A 21854-nucleotide genomic window follows, 5' to 3' on the forward strand; every position below is an offset into this window, starting at 1 on the left:
CTTTTTCGAGAAACGAGAAACTAGCTTCCGAGTCACGAATACGTTTTTATTGAAAAAATTACTTAGCTTTTGCCGAAAATCTGCTACAATCCGCGCACTAATTTTTATAGAAACCTAATTCAGCTCTTTAGTTTTTATACAAAAAAGCGTTTAAAAAACTGCTCTGTTCAAAAAAAGATCGCGTTTTTCCTAAAAAGGATCAGTACAGGTCTTGAGCAATGCATATCAAGTTAGTATAATGCGCGACCTTTGATAGCCTTGGTATGGTTTTTCCATAGCGGTTTTTGCCCCAAGGTGATATCGAGCTGAAACGATTTGGAGAAGACATTCATGTCCCGAGTATGCCAAGTAACTGGTAAGCGTCCTGTAACGGGTAACAACCGTTCACACGCACGAAATGCTACCAAGCGTCGTTTTCTGCCGAACCTACAAACTCACCGTTTTTGGGTAGAGAGCGAAAAACGCTTTGTTAAACTACGTCTAACTGCTAAGGGTATGCGTATCATTGATAAGAAAGGCATCGATGCTGTTCTTGTTGATATCCGTGCTCGTGGCGAGAACGTATAAGAGGAATTTGAACAATGGCTAAAGGCATTCGTGAGAAAATCCGTCTAGTATCTTCTGCTGGAACTGGTCACTTCTACACAACTGACAAAAACAAGCGTAATATGCCAGGCAAATTTGAGATCAAGAAATTTGATCCAGTAGTTCGCCAGCATGTTATGTATAAAGAAGCTAAAATCAAGTAATTGGTTTTCCTCTTTAGAAATTGAAAACCCAGACTACCTCGGTAGGCTGGGTTTTTTTTCGCTTCTCGAAGACTACAAAGGTGGATCACATTACGCGGATGCCTCACTCGAGGAGCTAAAAGCGGTTGCGGAACTCGGTTTTCGGGCGTTTCACTGCTCGTGGCTCGGAAGAGATAAGAGCAAAAGATCCGAGTTACGGGGACGCTACGCTCGAGAGCTGAAAAGTGGTTACGGGACTCGATTTTCGGTCGTTGCACTGCTCGCGACTCGAAGCGAAGCGCTCTCGGCTCCCGAGACAATTCTTTTAGCTTTTTCAAGAAACGAGTAGCGTAGCCCGAGCCTCGAGACACGCTGTTATCTATCCCGTATAATCTCCCCCAGATCGATAAAATCAAGGACGACTTATGCCTGAACTACCTGAAGTTGAAGTGAGCCGAATGGGGATTTCCCCACATTTACTTGACCAAACCATTGCCAAGATTGAAGTACGTCAGCCACAGTTACGTTGGTTGGTGCCAAGTGAAATTCAATCATTGCAAGGACAAGTGATTCACTCTATTCGTCGTCGTGCTAAATATTTACTGCTAGAAACTGAGAAGGGTACGGCCATTATTCATCTCGGCATGTCGGGCAATTTGCGGGTATTGGATCAATGGATCGAGCCGAATAAACACGATCATGTGGATCTAGTTTTGGCTAACGGCAAAGTATTGCGTTACCACGATCCTCGTCGCTTTGGTGCTTGGTTGTGGTGTGAGACTGGTACCGAGCATGATGTGATGTCGCACCTTGGCCCAGAGCCTTTGACTGATGAATTTAATGCTGAGTATCTGTTTGAAAAGTCACGCAATAAAAAAGTGGTGACGAAACAATTCATTATGGATAACAAAATTGTGGTTGGAGTGGGGAATATCTACGCCAGTGAATCTTTGTTTTCAGCTCGAATTCATCCGCAAAAGCCAGCCAATCAATTAACGTTACAGCAAACCACTTTGCTGGTGGATGAAATTAAAAAAGTGCTGGCCAAAGCGATTACGCAAGGTGGCACGACTCTGAAAGACTTTAACCAGGCAGACGGTAAGCCAGGCTATTTTGCTCAAGAATTACAAGTGTATGGTAAAGCAGGCAAGCCTTGCCCTTTATGTGGTGAAGCCATTTTAGAAGCCAAAATTGGGCAACGAAACAGTTTTTATTGTGGGGAGTGTCAGGCTTAAGTTTCTAGATACGAGTTGCTAGGACACTTCGTTCGAGAGCCGAAAAGAAAAAAGATGTGGCGAGTAGCGTGTTTCGTGTCGCGAGAAAGAGCAAAATCGACCCCAAATTAGTTATTTGTGATACGAAATGCACTCGATTCTCGGAATGCTTTTGTTCTTGCTTTTCCCCGCAACTCGGAGCGAAGCGTTCTCGCTACTCGCATCAAAAAGTAACGTGTTGCGTGTAAAAGCAAAGCGATCGCTGTTTGCTTTTTCTAGGGACTAGGAACTAGCAACTAGGAACTTTCTCTTTAACCTTCTCCACCACATACGGATGCAAAAACTGGTCAACCTCACCACCATGAATAGCCACTTCACGCACAATGGTGGAAGATAAGAAAGCGAATTCTTCGGTAGAGGTTAGGAACACACTTTCGAGCTCTGGCATCAGTTTACGATACATGCTGGTGAGGCCGAACTCGTATTCGTAATCGACGGTAGTACGTAAGCCACGGATTAAAATTGTGGTTTGCTGTTGCTTGGCAAAGTCCACCAATAAGCCTGAAAAGCCAACGGCAGTCACGTTCGGTAAGTCTTTCGTCACTTCTTTCACCATGTCGACGCGCTCTTGCAGAGTAAACATGGTCTTTTTGCTTGGACTTTCCGCCACGGCAACCACAACGCTATCAAATAGACGTGCGCTGCGTTTAATCAAATCAAAATGACCATTGGTAATCGGGTCAAAGGTGCCTGGATAAATGGCTGGTGTGGTTAATTTTTTGTGCTGGATAGCGTTGCTCATATCGGTTGACTCGCTACTTGGGTATAAATGTCTCGGTATAGTTTGGAAGTATACGCAATATCAAATTGTTTGAGTTTTTCTTTAGCGCCAGTTTTCAATTTATGACGCAGTGCCTTGTCATTTTCTAATTGATCAATTTGATCGGCCAACTGTTTTGCGTTGCCCGCTTCACATAAGAGCCCTGAAATTCCGTGGTCGATAATGTCCGGAATGCCGCCTGCGTTGGAGCCTATAACGGGTAAACCTGCCGCCATCGCTTCAAGAATGACAGAGCCGAGACCTTCGGTGTAAGAAGGGTGAACCAACAAATCTGCTGCAGCAAACATGGACCCCATGTCATTTTGTTTACCCATAAAGCGAATATTGGTTAAGCCACGACATTGTTGTTCTAACTCTTTTCGTTCTGGCCCATCACCAAGTAATAGAAATTGGACTCGTGGATTTTTGACCCCAAGTAATTTTGCTGCTTTCACAGTGGTATCAAAACCTTTGTGTTTGAGCATGTTAGCGGCATGAAGGACGATAAACTTACCTCGAAACTCATTCCATAATTGATCCACCTTATTTTGGTCGATGGGGTAACTCACGGGAGAGCTTGGAATTTTGACGATTTTTTTAGCGCTGTGTAGCATTTCTATCTGTTTTACGATTTCACGACTTAAACCAACTAATGCACTGGCTTTTCGATACGCAAGATTGGATAGCCATTTGTTTTTTAATGGGTTATCAATACGTCGAGTCACAATGTATGGAGTGCCATGAAGTATATGTTGAATGAGAGCCCAATAAATAGCTCTTCCTTCATGAACATGAATCAAAGAACAATCTTGAGTGATCTTTTTACTATGAGTTTTGGTGAAATGTTTTGTTAGTACCACTTTACAACCAAGTTTGCGTACCTCTTGAACGAGTTGACTTTTAGGATTCATGACAACGGTAAGTTGGTAGCCTTCTCTTACTTGCTGTTTGAGTAGTTGTAAAGTTTGTCTTTCACCACCACTGAATCCAGAGGCAAGGTTTACATGGCAAATATTCATCGATTATGAGTACAAAATTGGGTTAGAAATAGTCTGTTAGTATTCCAAAACATACACAGTAAATCTATCGGTATTAATGGATTTATTGTTAAGAGTCTTTGTAGGTAGTCATTGTTGCTTGAGTGGCATAAAATTAGCCGATCAAAGTGAATAGGTAGATTTGAAATGAAATATTTAGTGACAGGTGCTGCGGGCTTTATTGGCTCTGCTGTGGTTGAACGTTTGTGTCAATCTGGCCACCAAGTGATCGGGATTGATAATTTAAATGACTATTACCCAGTTGAGCTAAAGCATGCTCGATTAAACCGTGCTAAACATGATAACTTCACTTTTATTGAGCTCGATTTAGCCGACCGTGAAGGTGTCGCGGCGTTGTTTGCTGAGCAAGGCTTTCAACGTGTGATCCATTTAGCGGCGCAAGCTGGGGTTCGTTATTCTATTGATAACCCAATGGCGTACGCGGACAGTAATTTAGTTGGCCATTTAACCATTTTAGAAGGTTGTCGCCATCATAAGATTGAGCACTTAGTGTATGCATCTTCAAGCTCAGTCTATGGCTTGAACCAGAAAATGCCATTTGATACAGCGGACAGTGTTGATCACCCAATTTCTCTGTATGCTGCCACTAAAAAATCGAATGAGCTGATGGCACACACTTATTCTCATTTGTATGGAGTACCAACGACCGGTCTGCGTTTCTTTACCGTGTATGGTCCGTGGGGACGCCCAGATATGGCACTATTTAAGTTCACCAAAGCGATTGTGGAAGGTAAGCAAATTGATGTTTATAACAACGGCAATATGCAGCGTGATTTTACCTACATCGACGACATCGTTGAAGGCGTGCTCCGTATTCAAGATGTGATCCCACAAAAAAATACCGATTGGACCGTCGAAACCGGCTCACCAGCAACCAGCTCTGCGCCATACCGTGTTTACAATATTGGTAATGGTAATCCAGTTAAGTTGATGGAATTTATTGAAGCATTGGAGGATTCACTTGGCGTAGAGGCGAACAAAAACTTCATGCCAATGCAGCCTGGTGATGTTTATGCGACCTATGCCGATACCAAAGATTTGTTTGATGTGACTGGCTATAAGCCATCGATGTCAGTGAAGCAAGGTGTGGCGAATTTTGTGGGGTGGTATCGGGGATTTTATCAAGTGTAACTTGACGAAAAGTAAAGTAGAAATATAAGTAAGGGCCATTATTGGCCCTTTGTTATGGAATAAGCTTATTTCTTGTTTTTTTGATAATCACGTAGCCATAAGTCAGCGTAACGTGTAAAGGTCGTATTGGCACTTAATATAGCCAGTAACAACCCATGTCTGCCATCTAAAAAGCCTAATTTAATGAAATACATTTTGACAAAACGGAAAAAGGCGTGGGCAATAGCTGATAACAGCGAGCTTTTCTTTTTGCCTTCTCTTTGATCTGCCCATGATTTCATATATAGAGATGTCTTTCGGGTATATTGGCTTAATTCGTCAAATGTGTTATGTAGTAGCTTTCCTTTAAGCGCGATCACTGTGTGAGAGTTTGGTACTTCAACACTTTCATGCACAAGAGCGTGATTATATTGTGTATCTTGGGTTTTATATAATCGAGTCACCCAATCGGGAGACCAACCAGAATGTTTAATCTGTTTGCCAAATGCGGTACTTAGGCGATCAATTTTATAAACACGGTGTTCTTTATTTTCTTGAACAACCTGTTGAATTTGCTGTTTTAATTCAGGGGTAACTTGTTCATCAGCATCTAGCCATAATACATAATCACTAGTAATGTAGCTTTGTGCTAAGCGACGCTGTGGACCGAATCCAGGCCATTCAAGGTTGACGAAAAATTTATCGGTATATTGACGTGCGATTTCTTCTGTTTTATCGGTACTACCCGAATCGAGTATAACAATCTCATCTACCCAGCCTTTTACCGTCTCTAAGCAAGAGGCTAAATGCTTTTCTTCATTTTTGACGATCAATGCTACCGCGAGTGTTGGAGAATTCATAAAGCCTCAATCTTTTTGCATTTGAGTCAGCGATTGAAATTTTTCAATCACCGATTCTAAAGTGATTTTTTGCATTAAATCAGAGCCCTTTACTCGGGCCCCCCAAGGTAATTCTGTACTTGGTTTGCCATATTGCTCTGATAGACATTCTTCATAAACACTAACCGTTGACTCTAAGCTTAGATACGGCCCAGTTCGTTTGGGGTTACTATGGGCGTATAAACCAATCACAGGTGTGCCTTGAGTTGTAGCCATATGGGCTGGGCCTGAATCCGGTGCGAGCACTACATCTGCACGATTCAAAACCGCGAGTAATTGTTTCAGAGAAGTTTGCCCAATAAGGTTAGTGGCCGTATGAGTCATTAACTGACGTATATTTTCACCTAGCTGGATTTCTCGTTCACTGGGGGAGCCGCACAATACCACTTGAAAGCCTTGCTCAATGGCATGATCAGCAAGTTGAGCATATCTATCGGTTAGCCAATTACGCTCATCTTTACTTGCCGCAGGGCTAATGACCAATACTTTTTGCTCTGTAGGTATATTTTGATTAACCCAATCGATTTCACTCGAAGTAATTGGCATATTCCATTGAGGGGATTGTTTTGGTACGCCTAAGTATTCAACAAATGATAAGAAACTATCTAAGACATGCTCTGAAGTGACATCATCAATTTTTTTATTGGTAAATAACCATTGGGCTTCTTTGGCGCGTTGTTTGTTAAAACCGACTTTATACTTCGCTTTTATACCTAACGTGAGAACACTGGCTCGTAAGGCTAATTGCATATGAATGAGAGCATCAAAGTGGCGGCCATTAAGTTGTTGCCATACTGTTTTCATCCCTGCATAACCAGCTTTTTTATCAAAAATAATAAACTCAATACCTTCTAAACCATCAAGAAGTTGAGCTTCTACTTTACCTATAATCCAAGTGATTTTCGTCTCAGGCCAATGACGTTGTACAGCTTGAACCGCTGCTACTGCATGACAAACATCGCCAATGGCTGATAAACGTAAAAAACACAGAGAGTTAGGAGCTGAAGTAAATAATGGCATAGTGTCACTATTGGCAATAAAAGTTGTTATGATTATAGGGGAATGCGGAGGTAGAGAAAAGGCATACGATGAACAGCCACATAAGTTTTACTTATTCATTTGTGAGCGTCGAATCTCGGGCGCTACGCTGCTCGTTACTCGATTCGTTTACTTGTAATATGAGTGCATAAAACCACGAGACACGGTATCCTATCGCTATGAAAACACTCACATCACATAAACAAGTTATCTGGTTTGATGATACCTTAATCAGTGAATCTCTCGCTGAGCAGGCATTTGACCCTGACTATTGGCATGCGCAAAATAAAATTCTAGGATCCGCTCAAGGGCGAGGCACGACCTGGTTTGTACAAACTGAGCAATTGCCAGCCGCTTTGCGGCATTACCGCCGTGGTGGATTGTTTGGAAAAATTATTAAAGATCATTATTGGTTTAGTCAGTGGCATAAAACCCGAAGCTGTGAAGAGTTTCAATTGCTACAACATTTGGTAAATGAAGGGGTAAATGTTCCTCGACCGATTGCAGCGCGAGCGGTGAAACGTACAGTGTGTTATCAAGCTGATATTTTGACGCAAAAAATTGAAGGTGCGCAGGATCTAGTCGCCATTTTACAACAGCGTACCTTAGCGCCAGAAATCTACCAGTCGATTGGTGAGCAGATCCGAAAACTCCATCAGGCCAATGTAAATCATACCGATCTCAATATTCATAACATATTGTTAGATAGTGATAATAAAGTGTGGATCATTGACTTTGATAAGTGCCTAATTGAGCCCGGTTTAGGGGAAACCAATTTAAGTGTTTGGCAAAAATCGAACTTAGACCGTTTATTACGCTCTTTTAAAAAAGAATTAATGAAAAGGCAAGTTCATTGGGAAGAGATGGATTGGGAAGCATTGCTGTCTGGCTATCAACAAAGCGCTTAATTGTTTGAGCATCATAATAGCTGGATATTTGATACTGTTTTTTGTACTGCCCCTTGATTACGCTGAATAACGGTGAATGCATTTTTTTTGCAAGTAAGTCGCTGTTCTTCAGAGGAAAAAAGTGATGTTAAGTGCGCTGTCATCTCATCTGTATTTTTGCAAATAAAAGCGGCCTTAGCGTTGGTTAACTGATTCGTTATATCAGTAAAATTGTAATAAGAGGGGCCGATTAAGCAAGGCAGCCCAACCGCTGCTGGTTCTAATAGATTATGTCCCCCAACTTTATCTCCAAGTAAGCTTCCTCCCATGAAACACACATCACTAGCCGCTAGGAGTAACATCATTTCTCCCATGGTATCAGCAAGATAAACTTGAGTTAAAATAGACAGTGTCTGAATGGTGGATGTTCGACGATGAGCATTAAAGCCTTGCTGTTCGCAAAGTAGGTATACATCATCGAATCGTTCTGGGTGGCGAGGAACTAAGAGCAGCAAGGCATCGGGATATTTTTCTAATAGTAATTTATGTGCATTAAGTACTTGTTCATCTTCGCCTTGATGAGTGCTTGCTGCAATCCATACAGGACGTTTTTTACCTAATTGTGAGCGTAATTGTTCACCAGATTTTAGTGATTCTTCAGAGACAGATATATCAAATTTTAGGCTGCCGGTGACTTTCACTCTCTCAGGAGTAACTCCTAAACGAATGAATCGCTCTGCATCCTCTTGGTGCTGACATAATACCTTATCTAAATTTTCAGATAATAAATTGAAGATAGGTTGAAATTTTTTATAACGTAGCGCTGATCGTTCAGATAAACGAGCATTAATTACGGTGATAGATACTCCATACTTATGTACATAATGTAGGGTGTTAGGCCAAAGCTCTGTTTCCATAATCAACATTTGTTGAGGCTTAATGGCACGAAGAAAGCCCTTGATAGCAAAAGGTAGATCAATCGGCATAAATCGATGCTCTGCAACATCCGCTAGCTTAGATGCTTGCTCTGCCCCAGTGCTGGTGGTGGTAGTAATAACGATAGGAATGTTTGGATATTTCTGTTTAAGCGCTCGAATAAAAGGAGTGGCAGCAATGGTTTCACCAACCGAAACAGTATGAATCCAGATAGGGGATTGTAATTGATCTTTTAATGGTGGTGTGACACCAAAATGCTCTTTCCAGCGAGCACCAAAACTAGGCTTGCCGGGCTTTTTTTTATATAAAGTCAGCAATAAAATTGGAGACAATAAAAAGAGCAGTAAAGTATAGAAATAACGAATCACAAACACACCTTACAAGGTTTTATATGCATCAAGTACACGCTGGGGTGCGAGATCTTTTAGGCATTTTAAATGTCCTAGTGGGCATTCGCGCTTAAAACATGGACGGCATTTAATATCAGTATGCACAATAGCTAATTTTTTAGCTAGTGGTGGTGTATATTGAGGAGATGTCGAGCCATAAACACCGATAACTTTGCAGCCAACTGCGGCAGCAACATGCATTAAGCCTGAATCATTACTGATGACAGTTTCACATGCACCTAATAAATCAACAGCTTCGATTAAGCTCGTTTTGCCTGCAAGATCATAGATGTATTGTTGATTTTCGATGCTAACAGCCTGCTTTATAGCTTCTGTTGTTGGCTGATCTTTAGGGGAGCCAAACAACCAGATTTGCTTTCCATCTTGGATCATTTGTTCTGCGACAGCGGCGTAGTGTTCAATCGGCCATTGTTTTGCCGGCCCAAACTCAGCCCCCGGACATAAACCAATTACGATTCTGTCTTGGTTGAGTTGAAACCTTTCAATGGTATTTTTTTTGCATAATGAATCAATATGCAGCTTAGGTTTAGGCAAGTTTTCTAACCCAGGTAGAGATGATGAATCAATCATTTCTGCTTTAGGGTGAGCAAGCGCAACATAGCGTTCAACCATGTATTGAAAGGATTTTTTATTAGGGCGAAGGTCATTTAACAAGCCATAGCGCATCTCACCTTTCCAACCAGTGCGTACGGGAATGCCTGCAAACCATGGGATAAGCGCAGATTTTGCTGAGTTAGGTAAAACGAAAGCATGAGTATAATCTTGATGTTTTAACTCTTTGCCTAAGGCTCGACGACCTAGTAAATTAAACTCCCCATGACCAAGTGGCATTTCAATGGCTTGGTTGACTTCAGGCATACGCTCTAAGATAGGTTTACACCACGCAGGCGCAAGCACATCGATCAACGCTTCAGGGTGCTGTTGCTTTAATGTGATGTATAACGACTGCGACATCACCATATCGCCAACCCATGATGGGCCGATGATTAGAATTCTCATAATGTAATCCAGTTATTCTTGTAAAAGTTTTAGGCGTTTTTCTTTTAGATCTTGCCATTTAAAATCGTAAACATAGACACGATCGATACTATCTTTTGCCTTAGGGTTTAATATCACTTCATATTGGGATGATAAAGGGTGCCACTCTTTTAAATTCTTAGGGTCGTCAGCATAAATTGCTAATGTCGGTGTATTCAAGGCACTCGCCATATGTACAACAGATGTATCAGGGGTAAAGCATAGCTCAACCTCAGAGAGTAACTTTAATGTTAATTCAAGTGAGGGAGTCTCAGAGATGAGTGAAAGTCTATCGTGATTGATTTGCTTAACGATGTCTTGTAATAAAGCAACCTTATCAGGTACTGGCATAAGATAAAGGTGATCGTCTGGAAATTCTTTCAACCAACGAGTGAGTAATTTAATAGCTTCGGATTCTGAGAATTGACGGTATTTACTTGAACCAAAAAGATTAACCGCAATGTTGTGATAGTTTGACAGAGTCGGTAAGGCTACTTGTTCTTTAAATGGAATGACTGGAATTGTTATATCCGTCAATTGAGCATCTAGACAAAACAACTGAGCGGCCATTAAATAGCGGTTTTTAAAATGAACTGCATTCGAGTCAATATTAATATTAAAAATTGGATGCTTTGATTTGTTATATCCAATATTAATGGGCGCACCGAGTCGATGTAAAGCGATTAACTCTTTAAAGTCAAAACTACTGCCCAATTCGACAACAGCATCAAACTTTCCTTGGTATTGATGGAAATTGAGCGCGGTTTTTTGGCTTCTTTTATCACATAAAAGGATGTCACAATGAGTCGCTTTTTCTACCCAATCAGCACACAATTTAGGTGAAATAAGGGTTATTTTTATATCTGGTCGGTATTGCTGTAAAGCTTGAATAAAAACACCACACATAATGGCATCACCGAGTTTGTTATCCCAGCGCAATATTGCAATAGAGCGAACATTTTTAATGTTAGGTGGATTTCCAGCAAGGGGATCTTTATCGTACTTTTTCGAAATACGGTGCAGTTTCCAATCTTTAATTTTGTTTCTAATGGCGCGATTTCGGGCTTTAAGAGTCTTTATCATAATAGAAGAAAGCCATTGTTTATTGTTGAAGTAAGATTTGAAAAAATTCGATATGCTGCTGGGCAGTACCTTGAAGAGAAAAATTATTAATTACACGCTGTTGTGCTAATAATCCCATTTCTTTGCGAGTCTCGTTTGAATTGCAGAGCTGACGCATTCTATCAGCGATAGCCGTACTGTCATTAACTGGAACAACATAACCAGATTCACCATCAATGAGTAATTCTTTGCTGCCACCAGTAGTAGTAACAATGGAAGGAACGGCCATAGCCATTGCTTCAATAATAGTCTTCGGTAATCCCTCTCCACTGACAGAAGGTTGAATTTGCATATCGCTAGTGGCGAGAATTTCAGGAACGTCTTTTCGATAACCGAGGAAGTGAATTCGTTCTTTCATCCCACTTGCTTTAGCGAGTGCAAGGTTAGCTTCAGTATCCATATCACGACCAATTAAAAGAATATGTAATTGCACTATATCGCTTATCTTGGAGGCGCTTTCCAATAATACGTGAACGCCTTTACTTGGGCGAGCATTGGCTATACAAGTTGCAATAATAGCATCATCTGGGAGGTTAAGTTCTGAACGAAATATAGCTTGAGCCTGATACCAAGAGAGGTCGTGCCCTTTATAGATTGTAACTACATTATCGGAATCCATCCAAACTCGTTTTTTCACATCATCAGTTACCGCTTGAGCGACGCAGCTAATACCATTGACACGTGGGTGTAAGTGGGTCAGATAAGCACTAGGATCATGACGATACAATCCCCCGACTGTTCCTCGATAGGTGACCATTTTGGTTTTCTTAAAACCGATACAGGCAAAAGCCGCATTAGGAATGGTTTTTGAGTTCATCGCATACACAATATCGTAATGCGTAGAAGACAACTCTTTACGTAGAGTTTTTATAGTCTTATAACAGATCTTTTTTGTTGGGTAACAATCAATGACTTTAAGGCCGCATTCTTTGAATCGGGTAACATATTCAGAGTTACCTTGCGTTACGATAGTGACTTGGTGACCAAGTTTTACCATTTCAATGAACATTTCTGCTTCGGGGCGAACACTATTCCAAGCATCGTTGTAAGAGCTAAAAATAAGAATATTCATGGCTTTTCTCTTTTACTTATATCGTTAATTATAGACATGACACGCTCAGCATAGTTTTGACTATTATAGCTAATGGCTAATAATGAAGCTTTTACCAATTGAGTATATTCTTCTTTGTTGTTTATTAATGTAGAAATCTTTTGAATGAAAAAATCTTCATCATATTGATTAGCTATCCAGTTATCATATTCTTTCGGTAGTATTTCAGATGCGCCAACATTTCTTGTTGTTAATATGGGAATTCCTAATGCCATAGCTTCAGGAATCACCATTCCAAACTCTTCAAATAACGCAGGATATAAAAAAATATCAATAGAGCTTAGCCAAAATTCAGGTTTGTTATTTCTTTTTTTATAAACTAGTTTTGAGCTCTTTAATAATGGATGGTTAATGTATTTTTTTGGTAAGCTTTTTGCACCCATTATAAAGAAACTTAAGTTTTCATGGGTGTTGTTTAAGCGTTCACAGATTTCTATAAATCGGTCAAGACCTCTTTTTTTAAAGTCTCCAGATGTGATGAATCCAATTACTTTATTTTCATCAGGGAAGGATAAAAGTTTTCTTGCTTTTTCTCTATTTAATATTTTTGTCTTTTCGTTGAATTTTTTATCGTTATAACCTGGGTATACTATTGATATTTTATTAGGGTTGAAGTTGTTTTTAATAAGTATATTTGATGCTATTTTTGAGTTTGAAATAATGTGACATTGACTTTTATTTAATTGATTGAAGTATGCATTGCATAACATCTCATCTGAAATATTATGAATAAAAGTCATGTCTGAGTTCAATAGGCTAGCATCATGATCTATAATGAAGTGATTTTTATTTGTTATTAGATTAGAATTAATAACTTTAGCTTTTTTAGGCATGGATTTTAATTTAAATAAAGCTTTTAACCGGCCTGAACTACAAAAAACCTCCCACTGAAGGCTATTTTTTCTGAAGTGTTCGGCCTGCATGCGGATTAGCTGGCCAGTTCCACTTTTAAATGAAATATTTTTTCTATACATTAAATATTTTAATGTATTGTTCATATGTGGCATCTTGATATTTAATCCTAAATTTTATTCTTAATAGTTGTTTTTATAAGGGTTTATCCCATTGTTAGGACGTGTTTTAAGTAGTCTCAGTATCCACATATATTGTTCGGGAGTTTGGGTTACATAGTTTTCGATACACTCGTTCATTATTCTAGCATCTTTGTGTTCATTTTCTGTTGGAAAGGGGAGTGCTGGGTATACGTCTAATTCAAATTGACCTGTTTTACTATTGAACATGGCAAATAAAGGAACAATTTTTGCTTTACTGAGTTTAGACAGTCGTCCCAATCCTGAAATAGTCGCCTTTTGGGTGGCAAAAAAATCAACAAAAACACTGTGTTCTTTGCCTAAATCTTCATCAGGCAGATAGTAGCCTAAGTAGTTATCTTTTCTTATCGACTTTATAAAAGGTTTAATCCCTACACTTCTATCATAAACTCGGCCACCATACTGTACCCGCTGTTTGTGCATCAACCAATCCGCAAGAAGGTTTTTTTGGCTTTTTGCCATTGCAGATACAGGAAACCCTCTAGAAGCAAATAAAACTGCAGGAATATCAATAGCCCAAGTGTGGGGAACTAGTAGTATCACATTTTCGCCTTCATCAAGTACTTTTTGAATGTTCTTAAACCCGCGAATCTCAGTATGGCGCTCTAGCCAATTTTTATTTCTAAGACTTAAAGAGGCAAAGTTCATCATGAACATCGCTGCAGTTATATACATTTGATAAAGAATAGCTTCTTGTTCTTTTGAGCTTTTTTCGGGGAAGCACATTGCTAAATTAACACGGGCTCGTTTAGTTGCTCCCGATTTTGACTTGATGATGATGGACGTTAAGAGCTTAGCAATGTAAGACTGAAGTCTCTTAGGTAAAAAGCTAGTTAAGCAAATTACAAAAATGCCTAGCCAAGTAGCCCAGTAACTAGGTGCCAAAAAGTTAAGTTTAAAGTGAGGGTTATAGGCAAGTTCATCAAAATCGTTTCGTTGTTGAGTCATGTATTCAATTACCACCAGTTCACTTTGTCTAGAGTTAAGACTAAACTCGAATGGTCTTAAATCTTGGAAAATTTTTTAAGAACAAATTGTAAGTCACCGCTGGATGTAAGACAATCACAAAGTCTGCTATAAAACAAAGCCAAGCAGATAATGGGCGATTACAACACAGTATAACTAAGTCTGTTGCACTAATAGAGTTGATTCATGAAAATAAAATTTCTGATACGTGATTTGAAGGTTGAAGGCGTTCAGGTTGTGACTTTAAGAATGGCGAAGTTATTGGTAGAGCATGGGCATGATGTGGAAATCGTAACCTTATTTGATGATACCCAATTACCTATTGATGGTGCGGTTCCTGTTTACTCGTTGTCGATAAAAAAGTCTTATAACTTAAAAAAACAAAATAAACTTATTAAGCAAAAGTTTTTGAATTGGTATCAATCATCATCTTTTGACTTTTTGGTAGCTTCACATAGTGAAACAATTAAGCTTATCTCTAAAATTAGTGATCCTCGATTAATTGCTTATATTCATAACTCGGATGAATGCTCATACCTATCTAGAAATGTTTTTAAACGATATAAGTATCGATTTAAATTAAAGCGTAAGCTTAAAGGTAAGCATGTTTTTTGTGTATCAGACAGTATTCATCATTTTATTAAAACATGTTGTGGTGAGCAGAATCTTCGTTCTATACACACTATTCATAACCCTTTTGATTTTGATTTTATTCAGAAAAAATCTAAAGATCCAATATTAGAACCTTGCCCTGAAAATTATATTATTTTTGTAGGGAGAATCGAAAAACAAAAACGTTTAGATCGCTTATTGAACGCATTTGCTTTACTGAGTGGCTCACAAGTTCAGTTAATGATTTTAGGTGAAGGCGATTTAAAATCTGATATTCAGCAGCAAGTGAATGAACTAGGTTTACAACAACAAGTTTTCTTTCATGATTTTGTTGAAAACCCCTACCCCTGGATCCGTAAAGCCCGTCTGTTAGCCTTGACCTCTGACTTTGAAGGGTTACCCACTGTTTTAATTGAAGCTTTGTCTATAGGAACCCCTGTGGTTAGTGTCGATTGTCCTTCAGGACCGAGTGAAATTCTAACCGATGAATTATCTAAATACTTAGTCGATTCTTATGACGAACAAATGATTGCTAATAAAATTCAACAAGTGTTAGAAGCTCCCAAAGAGGCGATTTCAGAATTGGGTTACTTACCTTTTTCTAATGAGAGAGTTTATCAGCGATTGCTATCAACCCTTCATTCATTATCTCGTTGAGTGAAAAATTGCTCCATGCAACTAGAGAATAAAAATAGAGGCATGAAAAAGTAAACAACGCTTAAATGGGCAAATGGCACATCGGTTAAACCACAAATAAAAATAGCAATAGTATAAATACTGCCAAGTGAATATATGGTGAGCTTGCTCTGTTTCAGTAAGAAAACAGCGAATATTCCTAAAAACAAAACTAGCCCGATTAAACCATTTTTTACTGCTATATCGATAAATTGGTTATGGTAGTGCATAGGGTTAAAGTACATGATATTTTTAGATATAATTCCTTGCTCAACATGCTTTTTAAATTCAGGACGAAAGTTCTTGCTGCCAATGCCTATCAATGGGTTTTCAATTAAAGTATGAGCACCACTATTCCAGATTTGGAATCTCATACCAATTGAAGTATTTAAGTTGCCATTTTTGATTTGATGTATTTCATTCTGTGTTTGTTTATAACGAGTTATAAACGTATCTTTTAGTAATGTTCCAATAAGAACGGTTGACACAGTAAAAAATAATATAGAGATAGTAATGAAAGTTTTCGATCTCGATATTAATAACTTTACTATAATTAACGCCGCAATGATAGTTAGCGCTAGAGCAACTCCTCGAGTGTCGGTGAGCAGCATACCCGTAATAGAAACAATGGAGGCCATTAAGCATAATATTTTCAAATAAACAGGTTGAACTTTGATTGCAAAATAAATTTGAGTAATTGCCGCTATCATACAATAGGTTGCAAATGGAATTGGGTTCATTAATTTTGCATCAACTACGAGTCTGTTAACATTAACTAGGTATGCATTTTGATAAATGAGATAGGCTAAACCAATGGCATTGATGAGTAAGGCTGCGATTACCCATCGGTTATTGAATAAGCGCAAAGGGAATAAATAATAATACAAAGTGAGCAAGCCTAGGGTTCGAATAAGCCCTTCATCAGCGCCGTGATATGCTTGTAGTAGCACCAAATAAACTACGAAAGTGAGCATTGCAGTTGAGGTATACAACTGTTGGCGAGTTTTATGTACCCAAGACCATGCTTCTTTTTTATAACAAATGAGAAGAGAGACGATGGCTATCACCATTAATTTGGTCATAATAGAACGGCCACCCTCGACTAAGCAAAGGCCGGTTCCTAACCATATAAAAGGTAAATAAATCAGTATGTTCAGTAATTTTGATGTGTAATTTTTAAGGCAAGAAGACATACAGCTCTACAGAAATTAACGAGTAATAATTATGTATTACTCGTGGTTAATATTTTTATTCGTCTAGTTACTTATTAATCTCAGCCAAATACTCAGCTACACCTTCAGCAACCGTTTTAAACTCAACGTCACAACCAGCTGCGCGTAAGTTATCTAGGTTGGCTTGGGTGTATTCTTGATAAGCGCCTTTTAAATGGTCAGGGAAAGGAATCGATTCAATACTGCCTTTACCGTGATGTTTTACCACTGCTTCTGCCACTGCACGGAACGTTTCAGCTTTACCTGTACCACAGTTGAAGATGCCAGACACACCATGCTCCATAAACCAAAGGTTCACTTTACATACATCACCCACGTAGATGAAATCGCGTTTAAATTCATCGCTACCTTCAAATAATTTAGCGTTTTCACCAGAAAGCAGTTGATTGTTTAGGTGGAATGCGACTGAAGCCATGCTGCCTTTGTGTTGCTCGCGAGGCCCATAAACATTGAAGTAACGGAAGCCTGTGATTTGCGATAGCTTTTCACCATGCGCTTCAGCATCAGCCCATAAGCGACGTACGTAGTTATCAAACTGCTGTTTTGAATAACCGTAAACGTTTAGAGCACCTTCGTATTCACGTTCTTCGATAAACTCTTTGTCTTGTGCGCCGTAAGTTGCCGCTGAAGAGGCATAAAGGAACGGAATTTGACGATCAACACAGTAGTGTAGGAGTTCTTTTGAATACTCATAGTTGTTGAGCATCATGTATTTGCCATCCCACTCGGTTGTTGCTGAACAGGCTCCCTCATGGAATATCGCTTCAATAGGGCCGAAATCGTCACCGGCCATAATTTGCGTTAGGAAGTCATCACGGTCCATGTAGTCTGTGATGTCTAGGTCGACTAAATTAACGAACTTTTTACCGTTTTTTAGGTTGTCGACTACTAATATGTCGTTATAACCAGCTTGATTTAATGCTTTAATAATGTTGCTGCCAATCATGCCAGCACCGCCAGTAACGATAATCATATTCACTTCCTAGAGAGTTGAAACAAAGACCGGACGAGTATAGCAGAAGACTCGTTGAGAGAGAAAACCTTAAATGGTGCTGTTGGTTCCCTCTTTCATGGTTTTATTGTGCATGAAAATTAATCATGCTCTGCCATCATATTCATTAAATCGAATAGCATATCATCATCAAATTGAGCAAATCTTGGATGACTCCGCTCTTTTAATTGTAGTTGCATTACTTTAACGGTTTTGATGTTTTTAATCATTGATTGGTATTGATTGATTTCTGTTTTTAAGTGCGCTTCATATTGGTTGAGGTTGTTTTCTTGCTCTCGTTTACTCTTACCGCCGAAACGTTGCCAAATATACCCTTCAAAAGAATGGCTTGATTTGATGTCTGCGTACTCATAGTCAAGCTCTCTGATTTGTCGATGTAAATGCTCTTCTAGTTGCTTGGTGGCTTTTTTATCTAAGTTTATTGCTGTATCAGGCAGCCATTGTTGAGCCATTTGCAATAATCCAAAGATATCTTGATCTTTTTTCATTTGCGATAATTGCTGCATGAGTTCTTTTTTATGCTCTTTTTGACTTGCATCCGCCTCTTTATCTGGATGTAAAGTTTTGGCAAGTTGGCGGTATAGTTTGGTGATTTCTGATTGTTTAAATAGCTCAGGTGTCTGAAGTGAGTTCTCTTGTTCCCATTGTTGTTGGCTAGTCTTTGAACTTCCCCAATCAATATCCTCTTCAAAGCTATCATCTTCTAACGGCTCATTGTCTAAGCGAGCAAATATGTCCTGAAGATTTTTTTCCATATTAGTTGGATCTTTAATTAATTCTTGTAGTTCTTCATCTGAAGCATCTATGCTTTGTCCTGTCAGCTCTTCAAGCATGGCTCGCATCATCAAGAGCTGTTCAATATCAACGTCGGTATTGTCCTGTGGATGGAAGCCATTGGTATCTTCTTCAAACTTCACCATAGCTTGGTGAAATTGCTCTCGTAATGCGGATGTATCATTGGTTCGAAACGGATTTGCTTCCAAGGTTTGAAGCTCATCCGAAATCCAATCATACAAGGCATCTCGTTGATAACCTTTAATGCTTTTCTTATTAATAAAAGTTAATAAATGCAGAATAAAAGCTTCACTGGTATCACACATCAACTGCTCACTCGACAGCATGCGAAGTTTAAATTGTTCTGCGAATAGATTGATTTTTTGCTTTAATTTTTCATTGCGAGATTTTTTCTTTTCTATGGATTGCCATCGTTTATTGACCAGGCCTTTATTGTTTTGCTTTAATGATTGAGCGGTAATGCTGAGTTTGGTCATAGGAATTTTTTATATGGATAAGGTTGAATGAATAAATAGTTTAAAATCAGTGAGGTGTTTGTTTAATACCGCGATGACAATATCTATGTTGAGGTTTTGATAATCGTGTACCGCAATGTTTCTTAAGCCCACCATTTTTTGCATTGCATTTGAAGTGTTTTCATCCAACAAACCTAGTTGGTGAAGTTGCTGAAATGAATCGCGGCTGCTTTGTGGAATAGGGCCGTTATTGAGCCTTAATAGTCGATTGGCAATGTCAATGCAGGCTTCACAGATACGTTGTAGATTTAAAATAACGGAATCTTGCTTAGTGAAATTACGACGAAACTCAACGTCATCATGTTGATATTCTTCATCAATTCGTTTTAAGCAGCGTTCAATAATTGATACTTTATTGAGAATTACATCATCCATTGATTTCCTCCTGCTCATTCCAGCGTTCTAATAAGCCATTGATGTTATCTTTACGATTGTACTGTAAATCTTGATACATGCGAAAGGTGTCTACTTCAAACCCGGGCGCTTGATTGTGTTTATCGAACAGTAGTTTACCTTCACTTATAATTTGGAAACGTAGAACAGTATTGGCTTCTCGCAAGTTGATTAAGTCAATGTCGCAGTTTAACTGACTAGCAAGAGATTGAGCTGCATTCCAGATTTCTTCTGGTGGGATATTCGGTTCTGGAAAAATAGCCAAGTCGATATCGCTATCTGGGCGTGCTTGACCTGTTGCTTGTGAGCCAAATAAATAGGCGAAAGAGACTTGACCTGGCAGTGTATTTTCCAATGCTTTTAATAGGTTGTATTTCAATTTATCTAAATGAACCGTATGCATCATATTGCATTCTTTTCTTTACCTAGTTAACGATAGCTTAGCAGACATTAAGTTGCTGAGATAGTTAGGCTACTTTTCCTAAGTAGAACGACAGCATGAAACCCTGTCGTCCTCCTTGAGGAGCCTAAGCGACATCGAGGATCTACATGCAGCGTCCTGTGAACAAATGCCTACTCAGAATCGTAAAATTCAAACAATAACTTCAGCATTTACTTTTTTAACTAAAACATCAGTAAACTCAGCTTTCGTCTCCGGCTCCCCATGAATCAAATGAATTTGCTTAATGTCCGACTCAATCCCCTCAATAAACTCCAATAAATCATCACGATCTGCATGGGCTGAATACCCAGACATAGAATGAATGTGAGCGTTTACTTCTACTTTATCTCCATCAATTTCAACATAGCTATACTCATTTTGCAGATCTCGACCTAGTGTTCCTTGAGCTTGATAGCCCGCTAGAATGACATCGGTTCTTTTATCGGGAAGTAGAGCTTTTAAATAATTCATGATGCGGCCACCGTTACACATACCACTTGCGGCAACCACGATAGCGGGTTCATTGGTGGAGGTTAAGCGATTAACGAGCCTCATATGATCTTTGTGAGATTCAACCATCACAAATTGCTCAAACGCCATTGGGTGACGTTTTCTTCCCACTGATAATCCATCTTGCGCTTCTTTATTCCATAGTTCATGAAACTTCATATATTGCTCAGTCACCTCAATGGCCAGCGGTGAATCGAGAATAATAGGCAACTGTTGCCAATAGTCGTCATCGGTCGATTCTGTTTCAATGCTGTGTTCAATGAGTCGTTCAATATCAAATAATAACTCTTGCGTACGCCCCACACTAAAAGCCGGAATAAGTATCACGCCACCATCTAGTAGCGATTTTTCAACAATGACTTCTAAGCGTTTAGAGCGAGTGGCGACATCATCATGAGTTTTATTGCCATAAGTGCTTTCAATGACCAAATAATCTGCACGTTTGGGTGATATAGGGTCAGGAAGAAGTGGTGTGTTACGCGGCCCAAGATCACCTGAGAACACAATAATTTCATCATTTGGTAGCGTGATTTCAATATAAGCCGAACCCAAAATATGACCAGCAGGTTTAAAACAGAATGAAAGGAAGTCGCGTGTATGTTCGTGCTCTTTACCTAGGGACCAGGAACTAGGAACTTGTCTTCCCTTAATGTTTTTCAATTGATTATATTCCAAAGGCACAATCAATGTTTTCAAATGTGCTAACACTTTTTCACGTTGTTTTTGATTTAAACCCAGTTGAAGTTTCAATCCATCATCTAACATTAAAGGGATGAGTTCGGCGGTCGCTTGTGTGCAATAAATCGGTTTATCAAACCCGGCAGCTAGTAGCCAAGGTAAGCGGCCGATATGATCAATATGCGCGTGTGTGATTAACAGCGCATCAATATGATCAATATCAAACTCAATGTTTAATGGTTGGCTATCCTTACCTTGAAATAAGCCACAATCGATAAGCAAATTAATGTCGTTAATGCGCAACTCATGACAAGAGCCGGTAACGGTATCTTTTGCGCCGTGGTGGGTTAGGTAGTAGTCATGCTGCGGATGAAGTTGATATTGCTCTAAAGTCATAAACCTAGCCATTAAATCGTAAGAACATAAGTGCAGAATAACGTTTATAGTGTGTAAAGTTTGCGCAACTAATCATGCTTTCGATGCAGTTAACTGTTTTTATTTATAAATGTTATGTATGTGTCACAAATAAGAACGCGGTCTTGACTAAGATTTGTCCTACCTAGGCTCGCGAAAGTGTGAGCTAGGTGGTAGAATTTGCATCGAATTTTTAGAGGTCAATCTG

At 39.2% G+C, this 21854-nt stretch carries 22 protein-coding genes; 6 read left to right on the forward strand and 16 right to left on the reverse strand.

Going from position 1 to position 21854, the window contains the following annotated elements:
- The first annotated feature begins 330 nt into the window (after positions 1-330).
- The 3 genes from rpmB to mutM all read left to right on the forward strand — a co-directional run bounded on the left by rpmB (position 331) and on the right by mutM (position 1963).
- On the forward strand, positions 331-567 hold the full coding sequence (gene rpmB, locus Vgang_RS01025; RefSeq protein ID WP_004728407.1) for a 50S ribosomal protein L28: 237 nt from the start codon (positions 331-333) through the stop codon (positions 565-567).
- Between the two features lie 14 nt (positions 568-581).
- Positions 582-749, forward strand: a complete 168-nt coding sequence (gene rpmG / locus Vgang_RS01030; RefSeq protein WP_002535344.1) for a 50S ribosomal protein L33 — start codon at positions 582-584, stop codon at positions 747-749.
- Between the two features lie 404 nt (positions 750-1153).
- Positions 1154-1963 carry a bifunctional DNA-formamidopyrimidine glycosylase/DNA-(apurinic or apyrimidinic site) lyase gene (gene mutM / locus Vgang_RS01035; protein WP_105902630.1) on the forward strand — a complete coding sequence of 270 codons (810 nt, stop codon included), beginning with the start codon at positions 1154-1156 and terminating at the stop codon, positions 1961-1963.
- A 268-nt stretch (positions 1964-2231) separates the two neighbouring features.
- Here mutM and coaD read toward each other — a convergent pair whose 3' ends face one another.
- Both coaD and Vgang_RS01045 read right to left on the reverse strand, forming a co-directional pair.
- Positions 2232-2744, reverse strand: coding sequence for a pantetheine-phosphate adenylyltransferase (gene coaD, locus Vgang_RS01040; RefSeq protein ID WP_105902629.1), 513 nt, complete (start codon positions 2742-2744; stop codon positions 2232-2234).
- Entirely contained in the window at positions 2741-3781 is a 1041-nt protein-coding gene (locus Vgang_RS01045; protein WP_105902628.1) for a glycosyltransferase family 4 protein, read from the reverse strand. The genes coaD and Vgang_RS01045 overlap by 4 nt, the downstream gene beginning before the upstream one ends.
- A gap of 165 nt (positions 3782-3946) precedes the next feature.
- On the opposite strand from Vgang_RS01045, the gene Vgang_RS01050 reads away from it, so the two are divergent.
- Positions 3947-4951 carry an NAD-dependent epimerase gene (locus tag Vgang_RS01050; protein WP_105902627.1) on the forward strand — a complete coding sequence of 335 codons (1005 nt, stop codon included), beginning with the start codon at positions 3947-3949 and terminating at the stop codon, positions 4949-4951.
- A 65-nt stretch (positions 4952-5016) separates the two neighbouring features.
- Here the strand turns inward: Vgang_RS01050 and Vgang_RS01055 are convergent, their stop codons facing one another.
- Together Vgang_RS01055 and Vgang_RS01060 are read right to left on the reverse strand one after the other, a co-directional pair.
- Positions 5017-5790 (reverse strand): glycosyltransferase family 2 protein, encoded by a 774-nt coding sequence (locus tag Vgang_RS01055; RefSeq protein WP_105902626.1) that lies wholly within the window; start codon positions 5788-5790, stop codon positions 5017-5019.
- A 6-nt stretch (positions 5791-5796) separates the two neighbouring features.
- Positions 5797-6849 carry a glycosyltransferase family 9 protein gene (locus Vgang_RS01060; protein ID WP_105902625.1) on the reverse strand — a complete coding sequence of 351 codons (1053 nt, stop codon included), beginning with the start codon at positions 6847-6849 and terminating at the stop codon, positions 5797-5799.
- A 197-nt stretch (positions 6850-7046) separates the two neighbouring features.
- Between Vgang_RS01060 and Vgang_RS01065 the strand changes: the two genes are divergently transcribed.
- Positions 7047-7775 (forward strand): 3-deoxy-D-manno-octulosonic acid kinase, encoded by a 729-nt coding sequence (locus Vgang_RS01065; protein ID WP_105902624.1) that lies wholly within the window; start codon positions 7047-7049, stop codon positions 7773-7775.
- Between the two features lie 11 nt (positions 7776-7786).
- Here Vgang_RS01065 and waaA read toward each other — a convergent pair whose 3' ends face one another.
- The 6 genes from waaA to lpxM are packed head-to-tail and all read right to left on the reverse strand — an operon-like array spanning position 7787 to position 14350.
- A complete protein-coding gene (gene waaA, locus Vgang_RS01070; RefSeq protein WP_105902623.1) occupies positions 7787-9058 on the reverse strand; it encodes a lipid IV(A) 3-deoxy-D-manno-octulosonic acid transferase in 1272 nt (423 codons plus the stop codon).
- A 9-nt stretch (positions 9059-9067) separates the two neighbouring features.
- Positions 9068-10099, reverse strand: a complete 1032-nt coding sequence (gene waaF / locus Vgang_RS01075) for a lipopolysaccharide heptosyltransferase II (protein WP_105902622.1) — start codon at positions 10097-10099, stop codon at positions 9068-9070.
- 12 nt (positions 10100-10111) lie between these two features.
- Positions 10112-11200, reverse strand: coding sequence for a glycosyltransferase family 9 protein (locus tag Vgang_RS01080; RefSeq protein ID WP_105902621.1), 1089 nt, complete (start codon positions 11198-11200; stop codon positions 10112-10114).
- 19 nt (positions 11201-11219) lie between these two features.
- Positions 11220-12311: a glycosyltransferase family 4 protein gene (locus tag Vgang_RS01085; protein ID WP_105902620.1), complete on the reverse strand. Its 1092-nt coding sequence runs from the start codon at positions 12309-12311 to the stop codon at positions 11220-11222.
- Positions 12308-13348 (reverse strand): glycosyltransferase family 4 protein, encoded by a 1041-nt coding sequence (locus Vgang_RS01090; protein WP_157946030.1) that lies wholly within the window; start codon positions 13346-13348, stop codon positions 12308-12310. Before Vgang_RS01090 ends, Vgang_RS01085 begins: the two co-directional genes overlap by 4 nt.
- A 36-nt stretch (positions 13349-13384) precedes the next feature.
- Positions 13385-14350: a lauroyl-Kdo(2)-lipid IV(A) myristoyltransferase gene (lpxM, locus tag Vgang_RS01095; RefSeq protein WP_105902677.1), complete on the reverse strand. Its 966-nt coding sequence runs from the start codon at positions 14348-14350 to the stop codon at positions 13385-13387.
- 204 nt (positions 14351-14554) lie between these two features.
- On the opposite strand from lpxM, the gene Vgang_RS01100 reads away from it, so the two are divergent.
- A complete protein-coding gene (locus Vgang_RS01100) occupies positions 14555-15637 on the forward strand; it encodes a glycosyltransferase (RefSeq protein WP_105902618.1) in 1083 nt (360 codons plus the stop codon).
- Here Vgang_RS01100 and Vgang_RS01105 read toward each other — a convergent pair.
- The 6 genes from Vgang_RS01105 to Vgang_RS01130 form a co-directional block, all read right to left on the reverse strand.
- Positions 15619-16737 (reverse strand): O-antigen ligase family protein, encoded by a 1119-nt coding sequence (locus Vgang_RS01105; protein ID WP_157946029.1) that lies wholly within the window; start codon positions 16735-16737, stop codon positions 15619-15621. The genes Vgang_RS01100 and Vgang_RS01105 overlap by 19 nt on opposite strands.
- Before the next feature lie 178 nt (positions 16738-16915).
- Positions 16916-17860, reverse strand: coding sequence for an ADP-glyceromanno-heptose 6-epimerase (gene rfaD, locus Vgang_RS01110; RefSeq protein ID WP_105902616.1), 945 nt, complete (start codon positions 17858-17860; stop codon positions 16916-16918).
- 119 nt (positions 17861-17979) lie between these two features.
- Positions 17980-19170, reverse strand: coding sequence for a hypothetical protein (locus tag Vgang_RS01115; RefSeq protein WP_105902615.1), 1191 nt, complete (start codon positions 19168-19170; stop codon positions 17980-17982).
- Between the two features lie 9 nt (positions 19171-19179).
- A complete protein-coding gene (gene hepT, locus Vgang_RS01120) occupies positions 19180-19584 on the reverse strand; it encodes a type VII toxin-antitoxin system HepT family RNase toxin (RefSeq protein WP_105902614.1) in 405 nt (134 codons plus the stop codon).
- Positions 19577-20008, reverse strand: a complete 432-nt coding sequence (gene mntA, locus Vgang_RS01125; RefSeq protein WP_211294071.1) for a type VII toxin-antitoxin system MntA family adenylyltransferase antitoxin — start codon at positions 20006-20008, stop codon at positions 19577-19579. The genes hepT and mntA overlap by 8 nt, the downstream gene beginning before the upstream one ends.
- A gap of 186 nt (positions 20009-20194) precedes the next feature.
- Entirely contained in the window at positions 20195-21628 is a 1434-nt protein-coding gene (locus tag Vgang_RS01130; protein WP_105902613.1) for an MBL fold metallo-hydrolase, read from the reverse strand.
- Between the last annotated feature and the right edge of the window lie 226 nt (positions 21629-21854).

Origin of the sequence: Vibrio gangliei, assembly GCF_026001925.1 — a bacterium.
Classification (GTDB): Bacteria; Pseudomonadota; Gammaproteobacteria; order Enterobacterales; family Vibrionaceae; genus Vibrio; species Vibrio gangliei.

Bases quoted from the DNA above. Each gene is read 5' to 3' on its own strand.
- rpmB (WP_004728407.1), top strand. From the start codon at position 331: ATGTCCCGAGTATGCCAAGTAACTGGTAAGCGTCCTGTAACGGGTAAC.
- rpmG (WP_002535344.1), top strand. From the start codon at position 582: ATGGCTAAAGGCATTCGTGAGAAAATCCGTCTAGTATCTTCTGCTGGA.
- mutM (WP_105902630.1), top strand. From the start codon at position 1,154: ATGCCTGAACTACCTGAAGTTGAAGTGAGCCGAATGGGGATTTCCCCA.
- coaD (WP_105902629.1), bottom strand. From the start codon at position 2,744: ATGAGCAACGCTATCCAGCACAAAAAATTAACCACACCAGCCATTTAT.
- Vgang_RS01045 (WP_105902628.1), bottom strand. From the start codon at position 3,781: ATGAATATTTGCCATGTAAACCTTGCCTCTGGATTCAGTGGTGGTGAA.
- Vgang_RS01050 (WP_105902627.1), top strand. From the start codon at position 3,947: ATGAAATATTTAGTGACAGGTGCTGCGGGCTTTATTGGCTCTGCTGTG.
- Vgang_RS01055 (WP_105902626.1), bottom strand. From the start codon at position 5,790: ATGAATTCTCCAACACTCGCGGTAGCATTGATCGTCAAAAATGAAGAA.
- Vgang_RS01060 (WP_105902625.1), bottom strand. From the start codon at position 6,849: ATGCCATTATTTACTTCAGCTCCTAACTCTCTGTGTTTTTTACGTTTA.
- Vgang_RS01065 (WP_105902624.1), top strand. From the start codon at position 7,047: ATGAAAACACTCACATCACATAAACAAGTTATCTGGTTTGATGATACC.
- waaF (WP_105902622.1), bottom strand. From the start codon at position 10,099: ATGAGAATTCTAATCATCGGCCCATCATGGGTTGGCGATATGGTGATG.
- Vgang_RS01080 (WP_105902621.1), bottom strand. From the start codon at position 11,200: ATGATAAAGACTCTTAAAGCCCGAAATCGCGCCATTAGAAACAAAATT.
- Vgang_RS01085 (WP_105902620.1), bottom strand. From the start codon at position 12,311: ATGAATATTCTTATTTTTAGCTCTTACAACGATGCTTGGAATAGTGTT.
- Vgang_RS01090 (WP_157946030.1), bottom strand. From the start codon at position 13,348: ATGAACAATACATTAAAATATTTAATGTATAGAAAAAATATTTCATTT.
- lpxM (WP_105902677.1), bottom strand. From the start codon at position 14,350: ATGACTCAACAACGAAACGATTTTGATGAACTTGCCTATAACCCTCAC.
- Vgang_RS01100 (WP_105902618.1), top strand. From the start codon at position 14,555: ATGAAAATAAAATTTCTGATACGTGATTTGAAGGTTGAAGGCGTTCAG.
- Vgang_RS01105 (WP_157946029.1), bottom strand. From the start codon at position 16,737: ATGACCAAATTAATGGTGATAGCCATCGTCTCTCTTCTCATTTGTTAT.
- rfaD (WP_105902616.1), bottom strand. From the start codon at position 17,860: ATGATTATCGTTACTGGCGGTGCTGGCATGATTGGCAGCAACATTATT.
- Vgang_RS01115 (WP_105902615.1), bottom strand. From the start codon at position 19,170: ATGACCAAACTCAGCATTACCGCTCAATCATTAAAGCAAAACAATAAA.
- hepT (WP_105902614.1), bottom strand. From the start codon at position 19,584: ATGGATGATGTAATTCTCAATAAAGTATCAATTATTGAACGCTGCTTA.
- mntA (WP_211294071.1), bottom strand. From the start codon at position 20,008: ATGATGCATACGGTTCATTTAGATAAATTGAAATACAACCTATTAAAA.
- Vgang_RS01130 (WP_105902613.1), bottom strand. From the start codon at position 21,628: ATGACTTTAGAGCAATATCAACTTCATCCGCAGCATGACTACTACCTA.